Origin of the sequence: Pseudomonas violetae, from assembly GCF_023072615.1 — a bacterium.
Lineage (GTDB): Bacteria > Pseudomonadota > Gammaproteobacteria > Pseudomonadales > Pseudomonadaceae > Aquipseudomonas > Aquipseudomonas violetae.
On sequence record NZ_JAKNRW010000001.1, the window covers coordinates 64,569 to 84,121 of the forward strand.

The 19,553-nt window shown below is 54.3% G+C and carries 15 protein-coding genes; 8 read left to right on the forward strand and 7 right to left on the reverse strand.

From position 1 onward, the window contains the following. The first annotated feature begins 5 nt into the window (after nt 1-5). Nucleotides 6-1,604, forward strand: coding sequence for a sigma-70 family RNA polymerase sigma factor (locus tag L9059_RS00350; protein ID WP_247285556.1), 1,599 nt, complete (start codon nt 6-8; stop codon nt 1,602-1,604). Nucleotides 1,605-1,917: 313 nt separating this feature from the next. Here L9059_RS00350 and L9059_RS00355 read toward each other — a convergent pair whose 3' ends face one another. Continuing rightward, nucleotides 1,918-2,385, reverse strand: a complete 468-nt coding sequence (locus L9059_RS00355) for a hypothetical protein (RefSeq protein ID WP_247285558.1) — start codon at nt 2,383-2,385, stop codon at nt 1,918-1,920. A gap of 120 nt (nt 2,386-2,505) precedes the next feature. Between L9059_RS00355 and L9059_RS00360 the strand changes: the two genes are divergently transcribed. The 4 genes from L9059_RS00360 to recA all read left to right on the forward strand — a co-directional run bounded on the left by L9059_RS00360 (nt 2,506) and on the right by recA (nt 5,579). Beyond that, nucleotides 2,506-3,054, forward strand: coding sequence for a hypothetical protein (locus tag L9059_RS00360; RefSeq protein WP_247285560.1), 549 nt, complete (start codon nt 2,506-2,508; stop codon nt 3,052-3,054). A 56-nt stretch (nt 3,055-3,110) separates the two neighbouring features. After that, nucleotides 3,111-4,109, forward strand: a complete 999-nt coding sequence (locus L9059_RS00365; protein WP_247285569.1) for a hypothetical protein — start codon at nt 3,111-3,113, stop codon at nt 4,107-4,109. Between the two features lie 62 nt (nt 4,110-4,171). Next, nucleotides 4,172-4,465: a hypothetical protein gene (locus L9059_RS00370; RefSeq protein WP_247285580.1), complete on the forward strand. Its 294-nt coding sequence runs from the start codon at nt 4,172-4,174 to the stop codon at nt 4,463-4,465. 61 nt (nt 4,466-4,526) lie between these two features. Continuing rightward, nucleotides 4,527-5,579 (forward strand): recombinase RecA, encoded by a 1,053-nt coding sequence (gene recA, locus L9059_RS00375; protein WP_247286806.1) that lies wholly within the window; start codon nt 4,527-4,529, stop codon nt 5,577-5,579. A gap of 40 nt (nt 5,580-5,619) precedes the next feature. On the opposite strand, the gene L9059_RS00380 is transcribed toward recA, so the two are convergent. The 6 genes from L9059_RS00380 to L9059_RS00405 are packed head-to-tail and all read right to left on the reverse strand — an operon-like array spanning nt 5,620 to nt 16,025. After that, a complete protein-coding gene (locus L9059_RS00380) occupies nt 5,620-6,555 on the reverse strand; it encodes a chemotaxis protein CheB (RefSeq protein ID WP_247285582.1) in 936 nt (311 codons plus the stop codon). Continuing rightward, nucleotides 6,552-12,368 carry a hybrid sensor histidine kinase/response regulator gene (locus L9059_RS00385; protein ID WP_247285584.1) on the reverse strand — a complete coding sequence of 1,939 codons (5,817 nt, stop codon included), beginning with the start codon at nt 12,366-12,368 and terminating at the stop codon, nt 6,552-6,554. The genes L9059_RS00380 and L9059_RS00385 overlap by 4 nt, the downstream gene beginning before the upstream one ends. Next, nucleotides 12,361-13,152: a CheR family methyltransferase gene (locus L9059_RS00390; RefSeq protein WP_247285586.1), complete on the reverse strand. Its 792-nt coding sequence runs from the start codon at nt 13,150-13,152 to the stop codon at nt 12,361-12,363. The genes L9059_RS00385 and L9059_RS00390 overlap by 8 nt, the downstream gene beginning before the upstream one ends. A gap of 2 nt (nt 13,153-13,154) precedes the next feature. Beyond that, entirely contained in the window at nt 13,155-15,146 is a 1,992-nt protein-coding gene (locus tag L9059_RS00395; RefSeq protein WP_247285588.1) for a methyl-accepting chemotaxis protein, read from the reverse strand. A gap of 20 nt (nt 15,147-15,166) precedes the next feature. After that, a complete protein-coding gene (locus L9059_RS00400; RefSeq protein WP_247285590.1) occupies nt 15,167-15,652 on the reverse strand; it encodes a chemotaxis protein CheW in 486 nt (161 codons plus the stop codon). Further along, nucleotides 15,645-16,025 carry a response regulator gene (locus L9059_RS00405; RefSeq protein ID WP_247285592.1) on the reverse strand — a complete coding sequence of 127 codons (381 nt, stop codon included), beginning with the start codon at nt 16,023-16,025 and terminating at the stop codon, nt 15,645-15,647. The genes L9059_RS00400 and L9059_RS00405 overlap by 8 nt, the downstream gene beginning before the upstream one ends. 119 nt (nt 16,026-16,144) lie before the next feature. Here L9059_RS00405 and L9059_RS00410 point away from each other — a divergent pair, with 119 nt between their 5' ends. The 3 genes from L9059_RS00410 (at nt 16,145) to L9059_RS00420 (ending at nt 19,528) form a co-directional block, all read left to right on the forward strand. Beyond that, nucleotides 16,145-16,843 (forward strand): hypothetical protein, encoded by a 699-nt coding sequence (locus L9059_RS00410; protein ID WP_247285594.1) that lies wholly within the window; start codon nt 16,145-16,147, stop codon nt 16,841-16,843. A 52-nt stretch (nt 16,844-16,895) separates the two neighbouring features. Further along, nucleotides 16,896-17,753, forward strand: a complete 858-nt coding sequence (locus L9059_RS00415; RefSeq protein WP_247285596.1) for a ParB/RepB/Spo0J family partition protein — start codon at nt 16,896-16,898, stop codon at nt 17,751-17,753. A 164-nt stretch (nt 17,754-17,917) separates the two neighbouring features. Next, entirely contained in the window at nt 17,918-19,528 is a 1,611-nt protein-coding gene (locus L9059_RS00420; RefSeq protein ID WP_247285606.1) for a hypothetical protein, read from the forward strand. Nucleotides 19,529-19,553: the final 25 nt, after the last annotated feature.

The following is a 19,553-nucleotide window of genomic DNA, read 5'->3' on the forward strand; positions in this document are numbered from 1 at the left end:
CAACGATGAGCAATGTAGCGATCCAAATCACGACACCACCTGAGGGCGCGCCAGCAGCGCGCCACAGCAAAAGCTTCTTTATGCCTACCGTGACACCACCCCTACCGACCCTTGACGGGCCCAAGGGGCTGCTGACAGCTCAGAATGAACAGGATCTGGGTTTCCGGATCATGATGGGTCAGCTTGACCTCGTGCGCGCATTGGCCGTCGACACCAGCATCGTGGCATCGATGGTCGATGCCATTTGGGATGCTATGGGTGCAAAGGACAAAGTCGACAAAGCTGTGGCAGTTATTTTTCACGAGGGTGCGTGGCTGCGAGTGGGATCGTTGCCAGAGGCGCACTACCCGTCCAAAAAAGCTGAGAAGGCTGCCCGTGAAAAATCTCACGAGCAATATGCCGCTCTAGTGCGTCGCAAACTCAACACCATTCAAACCCTGATCTCGGAACTGCGTAGCTACTCCGCCAACGGGATGGACGACACGCTGTTTTCCTCTGTTGTGCGCGAGGAGCTGCGTCAGAAGCTGTCCGAAGTCCTGCCATACGACTTCATTCTCAACCGCGCTGCAGAGCAATTCCGGGTCAACTGCAAAGAGTTGAGTATGCGGTGCCGAGACCTGCTCAAGTTCATCTGCGAAGAGGTCCGAATTCCTCGGGCAAAGGCCGAAGGGATCATCTCAGGCAACTGGACGTCCCCTAAGCTCATTCCAGCCCTCCTGCTTTCCGGGGGCTATGAACTGAAGTTATTCCCGCCGGCGGCGATGAAAAAACTCCGTCTGGGCATCACGCAGCGTCAGAAAGCAATCTTGGAGGCGGCATCAACTGGTGAAGCGCCGGCCGCCGAAATTCTTGCGGCCTGGTCAATCTTTATGCGCGTTGATCGTGACATTGAGAAGTGTGCTGGGATCTTCGCTGGGGCTAACGTGCGGTTGGTGGAGCAGCAGGTAAATCATTACCGGTTCTCGGACCTGGACGTCGTGCGCTCTGCGGCGAACATGGGACTGGCTCGCGCGGTGTATCGCTTCGCTCCAGAGAAAGGCTTCCGCTTTTCGACCATGGCCATCACCTGGTTGCGGGTGTCGATTCACCGAGACCTAGCCGACCAGGAGATGGTTCGTCTCCCTGAGGGGATGCACAAGCACATGCGCGATTTGAAGGACGCGTTGCGTGAGACTCCCAATGCGTCGATTGACGCCTTGGTCGAGGCAACGAACCTGAAGACCGACGAGGTTCGAAACCTGATCCATTTGGTGGGCAAACCGACCTCGATCGACTCTTCGTTTCAGGAAGGCGGCAGCAACGAAGTCGACGGGCTCCATGAAATGCTTGCTGATACAAACAACGATTTCGTTAGCGATGTCGAGGAGGACAGCACTCGAGACTACGTGAAGGAAACACTGGGGAGCGTGCTCGACGACCGTGAGCTGTTTGTCCTCGTCAATCGATATGGGATTGGTGATGTCCATGAAAAGACGTTGGCGGAGATGGCCGAGCTCATGAAGTTGTCAAAAGAGCGTGTTCGCCAGCTCGAAATCCAAGCCATCGGTAAGATCCGGGACTCAGAATTTGCCGGCGTGCTTCTCGAAATGTGGGGTGACCTGTGATACGTCCACCAGTTGTTGGCGCGGAAGTAGAAGTCCGTGGTGTGTTGGGCGTCTTTATCGGCGCTGATGTCCGGAGCGATGGTGAGGTTCACTTCACGATTCGAGCCTGCACCTCGAATGTGAAGCTCATCGAGGCTCGATGCCAAGCAACTCTCAAAAGCTGTCACGTGATCAACGCGACACTGGTTTCCGTGGTAGAGAGTGCTTGCCTATGGCGAAGTGGCACGGCCGGGAGGCACTTTGACGAAGACGAACAGATGATGATGGGCCACGCGGCTGGGGACTTTCAGGCATTTCGGGACGCGCTAGGGTTTCAGGCGATGCTGTCATTGCGCAACAAGGCTTGGGCACGATCGCGCTGACGCGGTGACGCTTCGGTGGACTCAATTACCATCCTAGAGAATTCATCTCTGCCTTCAAAGTCCCCATGGACCTCGAGCAGCCAGGCGAGATTCAGCATCCGCTGGGCGTCCTCGTTATCAGGAAAATCATCCTGCACTGCTTGGTCCTGATTGAGCACCGATTCCTCTGCTTGGCAGATCCCTGCAGGTTCCTCATCGTTTTCAATCGTAACGGCCGGCGCGGCTGGTGTCAGACCTGGCACCGCCTTGTAACGATGAGGGTCGATTACAGTCTCGACGATCTGCTGGTGAGGCTCATTCTCTAGGCGAACTACGGACGCAACATGATTGCTCATTCTGTTGTTCCAGAGGAACGCCAGTGCGCATACCAGCATTACCAGGCCGACAATCCAGATTACGTTCGATGGGACGTCAATCACGACAAGAAACTCCTGTTACTAATTCCCTAATAGTGGACCGCTACTGCCCCTTTTCCATGCTTCGCGATAGTGGCACGCCCTAGAAACCGGATACTCAAGCAACTATCTCGAGGGTACCTCATGAACGTGCATTTAAAAGAGTCCAACCAAACCGTTTCAATCCCCGTCAATCTGAATGGAATGCTGAACGTCAGCCTGCCTACCCATGTCGACCCCGACGAATTCCGCGCTCGAGCGTTGGAGCAGTTCAAGCGGATGCTGGAATCAGAAACGGAAATGGGTGAGTCAGGGGAAGCAACGTTTTCATTCGACGGAGATGTCTGGAGCACAGAAGGTCAAGCACAGGTAGGGGACCTCATGTTCGAGGTTCAACACGACCTTTCGATGAACGTCTCTGGCGCGTTAGTTGCGCTCAAACCTCGCAAGGGGCAGTTCGGAGCGGATCGGTACCGAAGCCGCATCTGCGCATACGTGGCTGAGCACGAGGTCTATGTGACTGGCCGATGTCCACAAACGGACGCAGAGCGGGTGATGTGTCTGGTACGTATGGATGACGCAGAGCCGACAGTCCATGTGATGAACCCGAATTTCGAAGACTCGTTTGAGCTGGATGGCCAAGCGCCAATGGTGAGCGTTCCTTTCCGCGGGCTTTCATTTGCGCTGAACTGAGGTTTAGGGGCACGTCGCATCCACTATTAAGGAAAGTTTATCCTTTGGAGATGGGCATGGCGTTTACCCGGCGTGAGTTCAACAAGTTGTCGGCTGTGACCGGCTTGGCAGCGGCTACGGGGCTTAGCCTAAAGCCAGAAGATGCCCAGGCGCTTAATGCCTCTTTGGCCTCCTTGCTGGTGATTGACCCGTTGACCCTCAGTTATATGATCTACGGGCCTTGCTGTTGGTGGTGCCACGATAAGCTTATCGTCTCTCACTACCAGCCTGTCGCGCTCTGTGAGGTGATTAAGGGAGGGGGAGACTCAGCCATGGGGCAGCCGATCGGTGGGCCCCTTTCAGTTGGTACCGACAACAACGACTACACCTCAATGCACGTTCGCCTGTGGGAGCTACCGGCCTGGGCGATCGATACAGCAATGGCTTACCAAAGCTGCAAACTGTGTGGTGTTGATAAAGCCAAAACCACCAATTCGACCCTCACGGGTATGCTCGACGTTTGCGGTGCCGCGTCCAACATACTGCAAAGCAAAGCGTTGAGCGCGTTTAACTCGGCTCTGCCTGCCTGTTTTCCAAAGCTTCTTTATGACACCGAGTTTGATCCCACCTGGAACACCGGCTGCCGCGACGTCGGGATAGCATCGGCGCTTGGAATGGTGGCTTGCAACAACCCGGTCACAGCGGAAGTATCCTCGATCTTCGGGGCGGAAGTATGCATCGGAACTAACTGGGGCCCGCTGTACCCGCGCCAGATGGCAAGTCATAACGACAACGCGTCGATAGCTGCAGGAATTGCCGCGTATCGCGCTATCCACGTGAGCGGTTTCGCTGTTGGCTCCTTTCCATTCAATGCATCCCTTTCGGTAGGTAAATTGCAGCAGACCTCCCCCGGCGTCACCGTGGGCTTCGAGGCTGGCAGCTTGCTGCTCGATACCCAGATGCGTCTCTACCCCGTCTCGCTGGAGGAAATTTATACTTTTGTCTGGTGGGTGCCGGTAGTTTGCTGCAAATCCTATAAGGAAATTATGGGGTTCTGTCGGCCTCAAGTTTGTTAGGTTCAAGCGCTTCCGGCACGCGGTTACCTGCATAAAGTGGTCCTCACTAAGAGGACCAAACTATGCAAAGCATTCAGATCAACACTTCTCCCCTACTCCGCAACTTCGCCACTTTGATCACGCCCACCAGCATCCAAGTCAGCACGAAGCTTGGCACCCAGACCCTTGTGCGTGCTGAGTTCACCGCAGCGAATTACCCACCCACCTCAGAGCAGCAGCTTCAATTTCTAATGGAGTTGATTTCTCGCACCAACCCAGGCGCACTTGACCTTCTAAAGGATGTGGCGAGTCGCTGCATTCACGATCAACAACGGGCTATTGGAAGTCTGATCGGCAATGGTTCTGGCACGCACTGATCCACCTGATCCTTGTATCAGCGCAATTCAGCGCCTGAGATCGAGTGAGAAGGTGGCGATGATGGAAGAAGGAAAAAAGAAAGCATTGGCGGCCGCATTGGGTCAGATAGAAAAGCAATTTGGCAAGGGTGCCGTAATGCGGATGGGCGATCACGAGCGAGCAGCGATCCCCTCGATATCCACAGGGTCAATGGGTCTGGACATTGCCCTGGGAATCGGCGGCTTGCCTAAAGGCCGTATCGTTGAGATCTATGGACCGGAGAGTTCGGGTAAAACTACTCTCACCCTGTCTGTCATCGCCCAAGCCCAGAAAGCAGGCGCTACCTGTGCGTTCGTCGATGCTGAGCACGCGCTCGATCCTGAGTACGCAGGCAAGCTGGGCGTGAATGTTGACGACCTTCTGGTATCTCAACCTGATACCGGCGAGCAGGCGCTTGAGATTACCGACATGCTGGTTCGCTCCAATGCTGTTGACGTAATCATTGTCGATTCTGTCGCAGCCTTGGTGCCCAAAGCCGAAATCGAAGGTGACATGGGGGATATGCACGTTGGTCTCCAAGCTCGCCTGATGTCGCAAGCCCTCCGAAAAATCACCGGCAATATCAAGAATGCAAACTGCCTGGTCATATTCATCAACCAGATCCGAATGAAAATCGGAGTTATGTTCGGCAGCCCGGAAACCACCACCGGCGGCAACGCGCTGAAGTTTTACGCGTCGGTGCGCCTTGATATCCGGCGCACTGGTGCGGTGAAGGTTGACGACGTGGTGATTGGTAGCGAAACGCGGGTGAAGGTGGTGAAGAACAAGGTGGCGTCCCCCTTCCGTCAGGCTGAGTTTCAGATCCTGTACGGAAAGGGCATCTTCAAAAGCGGGGAGTTGGTGGATCTAGGTGTTGCGGCAGGATTTGTCGAGAAAGCCGGGGCCTGGTACAGCTTTAAAGGCACCAAAATCGGCCAGGGCAAAAGTAACTCTGCGAAGTTTCTCGAAGAGAATACCGAGATGGCAGCTGAACTTGAAAGTCTACTACGTGACAATACCCTCGCAACGGTGCCTGTCGCTCCAGGGGATAAGAGTCCAGCAGCCGAACTGGAACCAGAACCGGAAGCCTCATAGCAGCCCAAAAAAAATGGCCACCGATCAGGTGGCCATTTGCTTATTGAGTGCTCTGGTTGTAGAGCCCTGCAAGTTTTTTAGCCAACTCACCTGGCGGAGCGGAGAACTGAACCGCACCTGTGTTCCTAGCCGAGTCGGGCATACTTTTCGCGCCAGAGGATTCGTGGTCTTGGGCCATGATCATTCTGGCTTTGCCCTTGATCGAACGAATTCCTCCAGAGCCGTCCATGCCCATACCCGACAGAATGATGACTCCGACCTTAGGGTGGCACTCGAACACCGTCCGAATGACCGCATCGATACACGGGTTGAACGACACTTCTTGAGCGGGGTACTGATGAAGCGAGATTACCCCGCCACTCATTGCGACGGTCTTGTCCCTGGGGACCAGGTAGACAGAATTTGGCGTCACCTTCATTCCATCTTCAGCCAAGTGCACGTTCCAGCCACTAGCGAGGCTGTTTACCCTCGCGAGTAAGTGATCGAAACCTTCCGCGGACATGTGTTGAGCGAGGACGATGGAAATCGGTATCCGGGGCAGCTCGCCGAAAAACTCTTTCAGAGCCTGTGGCCCTCCCGAGCTGGAGCCGATCACCCAGATATCAGGTACGTTCTTATTGTCCGCATCATCCTTTTTTTCATCTAATTCGCTGGCGAGATCAGGGACCGCTTTCTTCAGTTCCTCAATGGTCCGGTTACGCCAGGCGGTCCGTTCCCTGGGCTGCATCGAGTAGAGATCCTTCTCGTGCAGGAGACAGATTGGCTCTTCCCTCACGAGCGCATCCATAACCTCTTCGCAGTCAACGACGCTGGGATCGCTCATGTCCAAGATCAGGATGTGCGCGTTGCTGATTTCAAGATCGCCTCTTTTCGCATGCGAAATATCGTAGAAAATGATCTCCCCCACTAAGGGAGTGAGGAGCTCTGAGAACAAGGCTTTCTGTACCTCGTTCGTGCTGACAATTCCTACTCTCATAAGGTGGTCTCGGTATGGGCCGCTTGACCCTTCAATTGGTTCACGGCCTGCTGCAAAGTCGCTGCGTCGCAAGGCTTCTGAAGGTACTTTGTTACCCCTGCCCTCAAAGCCTTTTCTTCCAGGCCTGTTCGAGTAGTAATCATGATGATCGGGGTGTCGTCGTACTCAGGCATTTTGCGTATAGCTTCCGTGAACTCAAAACCGTTCATGTTCGGCATTTCTACGTCGACCATCATTAGATCGGGCTTTCGGTCTAGTGGGAGTTTGTGCAGGGCATTTTGCCCGTCTACCGCCGTAACGACGTCGTACCCAAAACCAGTGAAGATTCGTTCAAGCTGTGTGCGATAACTACGTGAGTCGTCTACCACGAACACGGTCGGCCTGTTGTCTCGTTTCATCGAGCGAACGCGGTTCTGTCTGACCTGGTAGCCGTTCCCTCCGCGCTTAAGATTCAGTCGGGCCAATTCCATTACGTCGAGCACAAAAACAGGGCTGCCGTCTTGCATTTCGGTTTCGCCAACGATACCGCGCACATTGGAGAGAATGCCTTCCAACTTCCGGATGTGGATTTCCGGCATTGAGTCGACTTTGGCTACTTCGATGGCGATTCTGGTGTCGCCTTGCTCGCAAAGGATGAGGGTAACCTCGCCATTCTTCTCCAGCGGACCACGCGAATCGGGCATAGCGACGAGGTCGGCCAAGTGCACGACCTCGAAATTGCGCTCGTCGTAGAGAATGGTCGCGTTACCAGAGGACTGACGCTGTGAGTCTAGTGATTCACGGGACACGAGGATAACCTGGCTCATTGAGTAGCTCTGGATTGCAAACCACTGGCTACCGGTATTCACCATCATGGCTTTGTTAGAACCGATGGTGAATGGCAACTCTATCTGGAACGCAGTGCCCTGCCCCTTGACGCTCTCGATGTACAGCCGGCCGCCTAAATTTTCGACAGCCGACGCAACGATATCCATACCCACACCGCGACCGGATACCGCGGTAATCACTTCAGCGGTGGAGAAGCCGCTACGAGTGATCAACCCAATAATTTCTGGCCGTGACAGCTGATCACTTTCCGAGACGATCCCCTTTTCAATTGCCTTGCGAAGGACTACCTCAGTATCGATCCCTCGACCGTCGTCCTTGATTTCGATGATGATGTGCTTTGCTCTACGGTAAGCGTTCACTTCCACCTTACCTTTCGCCGGCTTGCCCAGCTTAGCTCGCTCAGCAGGGCTTTCTATGCCGTGATCGATTGCGTTGCGGAGGATGTGTGTCAAGGGCTCCGCGATAGCGTCCTGCATCATCTTGTCCATGATCACATCAGCACCGGTGAACTCTGGAGCAACATCCTTCTTCGTTGCAGCTGCAGCGGAGGTGACAGCACTCAGTAATTTCTGGCGCACGTTCTGGAAAGGCACCAGGCGCGAGTGCAGGAGGTCCCGTTGCAGGCTCGTCAGCAGTGGCTCTAGCTCCCAGAGAGCTGACCGCATTTGACGCATGTAGGCGAAGATCTCTTGGACCTGTTCGCGTACTTCGTCCACTTGAGCACCCATCGCGACGTGCATTGCCGATAGGTCGTTGAAACGCTCGAGATCGGCGCCCTCTACGTCCTCTGCTTTCCTTGCTTGTGGCTGGTTGTTGAAGAAGCTTCGTAGGGCAGTAGTCAGTTGACCATGCTGCAGGCTGTTGGAGTCCAACAACTCCCGAACTCCCGTGAGACGAAGATGCGCCTCTTCGTTCAACGAATTCAGACGATACCTCACGGCGATCAGTTCGCTTGCCTGTTGAGAAGCTGAATCTAGATGCTTCAGATCGACGCGTATCTTCTCGCTGGTTCCTGCATTACCCTTTTTACTTGCGTAGGCCGCTGCGGCTGATTGCTCTCGCTGAAGCATGTCCATGACCGCTGAACTAGCGATGGGCTGTTCATCACCGATTTCATCGATTGTCTCCATACTGTAGAGCCGGTCGAAATCTTTCTCTGCCTGTACAGCGTAGTCTTCCCGTGTATTAGCGTCCGACAGAGTTTCTGCATGCGAAATCTTTTCCGAGAGCGACTCTTGGATTTGGGCCCCGGGTTTTACAAAAGATTCTGCATGCGAAATCTTTTGTGTGATCGATTCAGCTGGTGGATCTGCTTGAGCATTATCCTCTGCCGATTCGGGCTCAGTTTGTAGTGTCACCCCAACGGTTATTTCCTGGACGTCAGTCGCTAACTTTGTAGCGTCGATTGCCACGAGGCTAAGACCGTCCTCCAGAGCCCTGCCCGCATTTTCTTCGAGAGGTTTCCGGGTCTCCTCTTCCTTTTCGCAGACCAATTCGCTTAGAGGACCAACACACGCGCCACCGTCCTCATCGGATTGAGCGACGACATTTTTAGGCAGGTCGACTCTGTTTCTATTGCCTTTGCCACGACCGCCTCGTTTTTTACGCGATTGCTTCTGCCCTTCGCCTTCTGGAGCGACCGATAGATTTTGGACAGATTCGCTGTTTTGACTTTCAGGAACTGAAGGCACCGGATCGATTGGACGCTCAACGGCGGGAACCGAAGGTTGAGGTGCAACACTTGAAGGTCCTGATTTTTGAACGTGCAAGCTGGATAGGTCGATCTCGTTCATGTCGACGCATAGTTCAAGGCATTCGATAAGAGCCTGTGGAGGCTCGTATGCATCGCCTTGTCGCATCAACGTTGTCATCGTCGTAATGGAATCCAGAACGTACGACACCAGCTGAGCACAATCCCCACTTGGGGTGATCAGCTTGATCGAGATGCTCTCGAATAGGCTTTCCATGTTGTGAGTGATGGCTGCAATGGAATCTGCCCCGGCCATCATCGCCGCGCCCTTCAACGTGTGCATGTTTCTCTTGATCGTAGCTACCAACTCCCTGTTGGTCATGTCGCTAAGCCATGCATCTACGTTTGTCTGCAAGTCCGGTAAGACATCGTCGGCTTCCTCTAGATAGAAGCTAGAGTCGTCGTTGTATTCGCGTACAAGTGAGCCTTGGCTCCCAGATGATTTCGCATGCGAAAACTTTTCGGTCTCTGCTACCTGCGTTTCGTCTTCGCTGTGGACAGCGACGCTCGCCATGTCCTGTGCTTGGGTGGATGGTTTTGCAGGAGGGGGCATATCGACAAACTCTGCTTCTGCGATGTCATCCCCAATCGATGCTGCTGTTTCCATCCAGATGCCCGCCAGAGGCGTCTGTACGGTCCACGGGAATTTCTCCATGAACTCTTTGGTTTCACCGAGGAGGTTCTCCAGCTGCAACAGGTCACAAGGTCTGAGCCTGCGTTCGGCGATGTGGAGGGTCTCTAACCGGGCTTCCAGGACCCCAAATACTTCATGGAGCACCTTGCAGTCGGCAGACCCTGATATGCCGTGTAGCGTGTGTGCGGCCCGGCAAACATTCTTGGTCAAGAGTGGCTCGTCCAGCGCACAGAACGTAATCAGGATGTTGTAATAGGTGACGAATTCCTCGCGGTACTCAGCGATCAGGCCAGCATCGATACCCTCTGGATATTCCAGTTGCTGATCCAACGGACGCTCAGTCACCAACTCACCAACCAATGCGGATGGCAGTTGCTCTGGCGGGATTGGCTCTGCTACGGACTCCTCCGTGCTCTCCGTCAATACGGTCGCCGGATCCGAGGCTGACAACAGCGCCTGCTCTAGATCTCGAGTGAAGATTGAAACCTTACTGCGGGCGGAGTATTCATCCATGCAGCGAAAGATCATTTGCAGGCCCTTCTTAATGAGAGAGTCTGCTGCTACCCGGTCGAAATCTTCATCCCTGGAACGATTCTGAACGGACTGACTGAATGCAGCCAAGGCCCTCGCAAGTCTGTGGAACGAATCAAATCCATTTAACTTTGCAGCCATTCCTAGGCGCTCTGCCGCCTTATACAAATCATCCATCGAATTCCGATCGCGGCAATCTGAATTCTGGAGTAGCACCTCGAATACTTTTCTGAGTTCGATAATCTCTGAGAGGAAATGGTTTTCGTTCGAGTCTAGATCTTCGCCCAGAGTCTTGGCCGCTTCAAACTTGTCGAGCAACTCAGAGGTAGAGGCAGCTTCGAACTGATCGATATGGATGCCTAGTGTACTCAGAGCCTCCTCTGCTTTTGTCATCAGGCTCGGGGACGGTTCAACGTTGTTACTGATGGCTACGAGGTAACTCTCTACTGCGACTAACGCGCGAGCGGAGAGGTCAATCGCTTTCGATGGTTTGATCCCATATTCCGTCATCTCCCCAACGAATCCTTGGCATGAGCCGTTCAGGACCTGCCCTACGCGGGTCAGTCCCGTAAAGCACAATGCCGCGGCCGTTTTTACAAGTCCCTCTAGGCCTGAAATTAGGTCGTCTCGGCCTGATCCACTATCTAGATGGTCGGTAATAGATCTTCGCGTCCTAGCAAGCTCCTTAATGGCCTGGTCGACCATTTCCGCCACCACGTCAGCTTGCACGCCGGGGATTCGCAACGACCGGACCGATTCTTTAGAACCGAGATTGCGGATGTGTTCATCCATAAACATGAAGTCGGTCTTCAGCGCTTCGACGAGAGGGTCTGTGAACCCGTCCACAGAGACAACTTTTTCAACGCGGGTGAGTGATTTGGCTGCAACCGCCGCAAGTTCGTTCTCGTTCACCATATAGAACACGCTTGCGACCTGGCGAATGGAAGTACGGAACGCGGCGATTTGAGCTTCGAACGGCTGCTGGGTTTTGCTAGTGATAGCGCGTCCCAGAGACACCATTGAGGTTTCCAGCAGGGGTTTCAGTTCTGAGATAACATCTTTAATTGAATCGGCTTGTGCCGTTTCAATGCGCGATTGCAACTCAGCTAACGATGCCGCATCAACTGACTTGCGGACGTTGAAAACGGCCAGGACCTCCTCTATCTCGGGCGGGAGCTTAGTCGACATGCTCAGAACGGACAGCAGCGTCTTGAATCGTGCGATTCCGAGGGTCGCCTTGGCTCCCTCCTCACCTTCCATCTCGGCCTTCTGAATGGCGACTGAAAGCATACGAACTTGCGAGAGGGTGTTGCCGGCGCTTCGGATTGCGCCGCACGCCAGAGCGTCAGTCAAGGCTTCGCCGAGCCACCAGAAACAACCGACCTCAAGGTCCCGGGTTACCTGCTGGAGTTCGCGGAGAGTGTCCCGCAAATCGGCCAGGGCGGCCTTGCTTTGGTTGGTCATGTAAAGGCTGAAAGCCGTCTGAAACCGCTTAGGTGAACGCCCGAAGACATCGCGGCGATGATCCTCGGTGCACTCCCTGTCGCGCAGCGGCGGCTCGACGTATACGAACTCGGTGTCTGGCGGTAACAGGTTGTCCTCTTCGAGCAGGGGCACACCCCGTATTTCGCGAAGTTCGTTTATCTGCTTAGCGAGGATGCCCGCGCTGTCAGGCGCACCGTCGATGATCATCCCAATGTACTTCGGGATGGTTAGCAGGCTGCCCATAACAGATATGAGTGCCTGCTCAATTTTCTGAGGTGAAAGCGATTGCTGAGCAACATTGTTGACGAGAATCTTCACTTCGAGCGCCAGACTGCTGCCGCCTTCGCAGACAGCGACTGCCAAAGCTGAGTGGATCATTTCCACTTCGCGTTTCACGTTGGCAAAGGCTGCGTCGCGATGCGTCCGCTGATTCTCGTACCAGATTGGCTCCGCATCTGCAGGCGGCGATGCGAGCGCGCTAGTTTTCTTGTGGTAGGTGTCCAGATTGATCTTGGTTGTATCAACGCTCTTTTCAATCGGGGCTCGTAGCCAGGTCAGGTGGGCAATACGCAGTTTGTTAGACATCGACAGACCTTTGGAATACGTTCGGGTTGCTATTCGGGATGCGAGTCATGCCCTGGCATTCCCAATTGAGGGTTTCGCCTGGGGCGGTGATCAGGTGGCCACCGGGCGCGAGCATCGAAGAGAGACGGTTCAAAATTTGGTACCGAGTCTGGGCCCGGTAATAGATCAGCATGTTCTGAGTGATAACGATGTCAGGCACGGCGAGCTCAACCGGGCGGTCCTGCAGGATGTTGTGCTGCTCAAAGGTGACCATATCCCGGACGAAACGGTGGAAGCGCATTTTCCCGTCGCGGGTTGCCGCAGCAGCTAGGTTTCCGACGTTTGGATGTTGCGGATAGAGCCCCTCTCTTGCAGTGGCGATGCAAACGGAGGAGACGTCAGTGCCATGGATACGAAAGGTAGGATGGCCGGCGTCCAATAACGCAGAGGCGATGCTGTAAGGCTCCTCTCCCGAGGAACACCCCACTGAAAGTACCTTCGGCGCCAAAACCCCCTTGCACAGTGCGACGATTGTTTTCGTTGCAGCGGGAGATCTGAAAAATCGGGTTTCATGATTAGTTGCCAAGTGAAGGACCATAGCCCATTGCTCGGCCTCCATGAGACCCAGCTTCGACCGTGATTCGAGTCCTTCCAGCGTCAGGCCAAGAGAGCCGGCAAAGCGTTCTAGAGCAGATTTAAAAGCTTGCTGGCGGCTGTCATCAATCTGGATAGAAAACCGAGCCTCGATGGTATCCAACCACCGTCCAAATACGTCCAGGTCTTCCGGGGCATCGAGGCTAATCATCGTCACTCCTTACTGAAGTGGGCAATGGTGGTCTGCAGATCTTGTGCCTGACGATTGACGCCTTTAATGGCAATAGCGGTCTGCTCACTTGCTGCGCTGTTGTCCGCGCTGTACTGGTTGACGCTGTCGACAATCTCGCCAACGTCGCTCGATTTACTTTTCAGCAACTTGGTTTCTTCAATCGCGCTCAGGCACCCTTTAGTGAGACTGTTAGTTAGTTCGAGAATTGCCTTGAGTGCGTCTTGAGCTGCGTTTGAGCGGTCGCGCAGTTTTTCGGTTTCCCGGCCGGCCCGGTCAACTGCGGATTGGGTTTCACGTGCGGCATCGTTCATTGTCTTAAGCTGCACATTGATCTGGACCACGGCATCCTTCGTTTCTTCGGCCAATCGCGCCATCGCTTTTGAAGCCGCAGCGATTCGGTTTGACTGCCCTTTGTCCTGCAGTTCATCCGCGAGTAGGTTGGCGTTGAACGACAGGTTCTGCGCTCGGGCAGCAACCAGAGCGACCACGCTTGCGATGTTTTCCAGTACTTGGAAACTCTCGATCATGTGCTTTGAGCGGTGTTGAATCGATAGGGTTTGCTGCTGCAACTCTAGGATGTTGTCGTGAACCTGAGTTACGGCAATTTCGCCGGAACTTACTTTTCGACCCATGTCATCCGAGATCTGTTGAGTCTGGAACGTCATGTCCTCAATTCCGTTAATGAACTGAGTAAGGTCAGTGAAAAGCCGGTCGATCGTTTCAATCGCTTTGTCTTGCTCAGCGCGGTTCTGAGCCACGTTTTGCTCAGTTACCAGTGTTTGCTCAGTGGCTGCTGATAGGCCGATGATCGTCCCTCTCACTTCGTCAAAGATCTGGGCGACACCGCGGAACGTCTGGTTCAGTACCTTCGCAATCTCTTTAGTCGACTCGTTGTCTTCAGTGATGTGGGTATTGAGCCTGCCCTGCCCTACCTGCTCAATCTCATCGAGCAGCACTTTGAGGTGCTTCGACTTCGTCGCGATTGTGACGTCTTGGCTGCGCCCCTGGGATTCCACCAACTCGGTTCGGCTGGATGTAATTGAACGCATCAGGAGCACTGAAGCAATCGACAGCAGCAGCGTTAGTCCACCGAGTGCCGCAAAAATTGTTAGGCCCACAGGCCGGCTGTCAGGAAGGGCCTGGATGGAGCCAATCAGGCTAGCGGACGATGACGCGACCCGATCCCTTGCAGCCCAAATAGATTTCGCATGCGGAATGTTTTCGCTGACGCCAGCTGAACTGTCGACCGTCTTTTGGATGAGACGAACGACCGACTCAGCGTCGTGATAACTCTTTATGAGAGGCGACATGAAGGTTTGGTCCTGGGGAAAGGACTGACCTAAGCGGCCAAGCGTCGCTACGTACTTAGCGAAAGCGCTTGAGGATGCGCGCAGAGTGTCACTGGTAACGCTTGAATCGGACGACAAGGCGAGTTGGCCCTCCTCCAAGCTCGCCAGGGCTTCAGCTAGTTGGGCACGGAGCTGACCAGGTGGGGCAAGGGCATCAAGCTTTGTTCTGGCATCCTTGGCACTAACTAGGGCCTCTCGCGCCGTTCTCTGCGTGTCTGCAAGGTTTCGCGTGTATTGGTCGGTAGTAGATCGCCGGCTGATGATCTGAGAAACGGACGGAGACAATTCGTCCCACACCTTTTGAATCGCATCAAGGTTTGCAAGTACGGAGGCAGGAGCTGGTTCAATTCCGCGTACGGGGTCACCATTACGGATTGCGGCGAATGCCTTCTCTACGGCACTTTCAAGACCGTCCATTTCGGATGTGTAGATGCTGTTGGTCGCAGCGCGATCCGCGAGGTAAATCGCTTGCATTGCATTCGTTTGGGCATCGTAGCCGGCCTTCAGAAGGAAACCTTCCTGCATGGAGTTTTTGTAATATTGATAACCGGTGTAGCCGGCCCCGACACCCGAAACCAGTAGCAACAGGGTCGTAAGTGAAACCAAAGAAGAGTTATTGCTCATTCTGTCCTATCTCGGGAAGGTCAACTGAGGTCGACGTTTTGAATTTTGTCGTCAGAGATGAGAGCCTTCAGATCGATCAGCGCCCAGGTCCGCCCTCGGGCTGTCACTGTCCGGCGCATGCTTTTGCCAAGACCCGGAGGAATCTTGAAATCGGCCTGGTCACAATCGGTCAACTCCGCTGCGGGGATAAATTCAATCAACTCATCCACGACAACAGCGACGTTCCCAATGGCTTCGTCCCCCTTAACGAAAATCGCAGAACTTGCAGCGGCCTTCGAATTTTCACACCGGGGAATGTGCAGGAAACGAGCGATGTTGATGAACGGCATTAGCTGCCGGCCAAGACGTCCGGCCCCCATAAGCCATGGCTTTGTGCCCGGAATCTGGTTCAGCTCGTTGGGCACCTGGTCCACGGCGATGATCGCGGTCGACGGGCTCAGGCAGTAGGTCTCACCGATTCGGTATCCGGCAAAGTGAATGCGGCCGCTTGGCTTAGCGCTATTCAAGGAGCGTATCCAGTGCAGTTATCGCGTCGAGTACCGTGTCCCGTGTAAACGGCTTGGTCAGGTACAGATCTGCGCCACTCAGTAGTCCTGTCTGTTTATCGAAGACACTGCTTGCGCTGGAAAGCATCGCGATTGGCTTTTCACCCCAATCACCCCATCCCCTTAGAAGTTCAATTAGCCTTAGCCCGTCCAGCTCTGGCATCTCACGGTCGATGAAGCACGCGTCAGGAGCCATCTCTCGGATGACTGTAAGCGCTGCGTAACCGTTGACGGCCGTATGAACCTCGTAACCCGCGTTTTCTAGAAGCGTGACACCAAGTTTGCGTACGCCTGCACTGTCGTCGACGATGCATATGGAACGAATTTTGGGCATATAAGAAATCCTCTCGTATGCCCCTAATAGTGTATGGGAGGTGCACCTTTAACCGTGGCCAGCCTCGAGTTGGAGGTTTTTTTTTCGAGGACGTTATGTTGCTGACAAAGGAGATATCCATGGTCAGCAAATCAAATCACCGTACCGCGTTCGGCTCAGACGCTAAATTTCTCGCGCGCTTGGCAAAGCAGGGAATATCTGTCGGCGGGGATGCTCCGGCAAACGTGGAAGCCCCCTTCCCTTCTGGCACTACTGTTCTGGAGGCAGCCACTTCGGTACGAAAGGAAAGCCGAGCTACATCCCGCATGCGCAAAGTCAGGGAAGCAAACATGGATGGCCGGCGTGATCGGCTCTCTTACGACGCAGTAACTAACTCACTGACAGCCTTCTTCCCTGGCGCCATGCTGCTGGGCCTAAATGTGATGCTACGGGTGCACAACGCCAAGAGCACATCGCTAAAGGCTACCTGGTTAAAGCGTGTTGAGGCCTTAAGGTGGGAGTCGAGTGCCGCTTTCCAAAACTGGTTGGCGAACGCGCAGTACCCAGTGCTAGTTGAGGAGATTTACATTTCCGGTGAATCAACGCTTCTGGATCACGAGTCTGTAGCCGCCGCCTGTAAACCGGTAATTGACGCTTTCGTGGTCGCTGGCTTCTTGCCGGACGATAATGGACGGTTCGTCGCTCAACCCTTGGCGTATACCGAACGTGGAGACGTTTGCGGTGTTTTCATACGCTTCAAGCCTACGCCGAGGCCTTGGGGCTTCATCGACGATGGATCAATTGAACAAGCGCGCATGCAGATGGACTTGAAAAAATGAACGGCTCAGGTAGGCTCGTGTATCCGATACACGAAATTGAGGATGGATACACGTGTATCAATTAGATCCCGAAGAACTGGATACGCTCGGCATCGAGTCGGTCCTTACAACCCTTATGGACATTGGGGTTGAGCAGCTTTTTCCAGGCATTTGGCAGCAGCGAAAGTCCTTCGCCGAAGCAGCACTTGACGATCTCGCTGACTCAATGAAGACAGCCGGTACTAACGTCGTCCCTTTGATTGTGGTGCCTAGAGAAGAAGGCGGTTACAGCATCATTGCCGGCGAACGGCGGTGGCGCGCTGCCCAGCGTATTCAGATGGCTAAGCTGAAGTGTGAGGTGGGCAAGTACTCCTATCGGCAGGCCCTATACATATCAGCTGTAGAAAATATTCAGCGAGACGACCTCAATCCGATTGAGGAGGCCACTTCGTTTCAGGTACTCGCTGACGAGTTCGGCTTGTCGCATGACGTGATTGCGTACCGGGTGGGTAAAAGCCGAGCACACGTATCAAACTATGTGCGGCTTTTGAAGCTGGACTTCAGGGTTCGAGACGCATTGATCTCGAAGCGGCTAACGTTTGCGCAGGCACGGCCCCTCTGCTCGCTTCGTTTGTTGTCAGATCAGCGGAAGATCGCTGAGAAGGCGTTGAATCTGGAATGGTCTGTACTAGAAATAACAAACGCCGTCAACAAGATTCTTAAGAAACCAGAGGTAACTGTTAAACTGTCTGATAGCGATGCCGACCTGCGGCGTCTTGAACGTGCGATTTCCGAGAGGGTGGGGCTTGAATGCGTGGTTAGGCGATCCCCAAAAGGGCAATGGCAGTTGGGCTTTAACGCGCCGGAAAGCGAGAGCTTCTCCGGATTGCTGGAACGCCTAGGCGTTCGTACTGATATCGATTTTGACTAGTGAGTCGATTAGGCGGGTTTTGGGCCACTCGCCGTCCACTATTTAAGCAAACACATTTGGATTTGCGCTTGATGCCCTCCCCCCTCCTCCAGCCTTCGGTCAGCGTTACCCGCCTGCTCCGAGGTTTCCTACCTTCGGGCATCAATGCAACAGGACCTTTCTGCATGCGGAATCTTTTCAACCTCACCCTGCTTGCAGCAGCGCTGGCGCTTTCCGGGTGCGGGTCACTGGCAGTAAAGCCAACTGAGCTAACCACGATTGATCCTCAGAGCCAGTATGACGATCAGATTCAAGATGCTCTCGGTTCGCAAAAATTTGTAGAGGCCCAGATGCTCTACCAACGTCGCTTCAACGACTACCAGAGCCAGATTGACGAACTAGAGAAAAGGCGCAGCCAACTCGATGCGGCCATGAACGCCCGAGCTTACGAAGGTGGTATGAGTGAGGCCCCCGCCTCTGCATCTGAGGCCGGCCGAATCAACGAGTACCAGGACGCCTCCAGGGCGTCTCAGGCACGTGTGGCTGAGGTAGCGTCTAAGTTAACCATCCAGCAGTCACTAATCGAGAACCGACGTGATAAAGATCTGCTTGAGGCAGACAGTAGGGCAGCTAAGAAGATTGCGGATATTGAAATAGCCTCTGCCAAGGACAGATCTGGGGTTGAGGACAGGATCAACCAGGACATCGAAGGGCGTCGTAGCATTGATAATGCCGCCCGACTTGCTGACTCGAAGCGGTTCGATGAGCAGCGATTTACTTTGGCGCTGGCCAACGCGGAAGCTGAGCGCATGGCGAAGACCCGACTTGATGACGAAACCCTAGCTTTGGGGCGGATACAGGCGGAAGCCAACGGGCGAGTTAATCAGCAGGATGCAAGGATCGCAGAGCTCAAGCGTCAAATAGCCGAGATTGAGGGGCAGATGCTAAAAACGCGGCTGGCGGACGATTCTGCTATCCGAAATCAAGAATCCAAAGTCAGCTTCGCTCAGGGCGAGGTGAACCGGCTGGGTAAGATTTCCCAAGACTTGAAGTCCTCGACGGTAGCAGTGGAAGCCGGGTACACCCCTCAAGCAACCGACTACGTTCAAGCTAAGAACGCAGAATTGAGCCGCGCAAATGCCGATGCGGATGTTCGCAAGGCGCAGCGTATTGCCGATGTTAATTCGCAAGCGGCACGTGAAAAAAATGACATCGTTTCGCGGGCGAGAACTGAGTTGGCCTCGTTGTCGGTCAATACAGAGATGGCCAAAGCGAATATCGTTGCGCCTGTTGTAACTGGTCGCTCGGTCTACAGTGGAAATGCTGCCCCGCCGAAACCTACTCCAGCACCCGCTCCGGTAGGTCGCACGCCTCCGACGCTAATGAAGCCTGCGCCCGTTCTGACGATAAATCGGTTTGAACCCAAAGTCGACGCCACACCACTTGTTATCGGGAATGATGAGATTGGAGGTTCGGTGCTTGCCGGAGGCAACCGCATCTCTCCCCCCGGCCCACCATCCTCCGCGGCGCCCCTGTTGGTCGCGCCCAAGTCGCGCAGCGTCTATGACGTGTTTTACGTCTACAAGGACGAGGGCACCTGGAACAAGTTCCAGCAGTTCCTCAAGGCCTATGGGATTACTGATTTTGAGCCGACGCATGACAACAGGGCAGGGGAGTTCTTCATCTACTGCGGGCGATACTACGATCATGACCAAGCCGCGGCGCGGGTCGCCTTTCTTAACAAAACTACGTCGACAGTGAACGTGAAAGTTCGCGAGACCCAAGTGCCGCTTTGACCAAAAAAGATTCTGCATGCGAAAT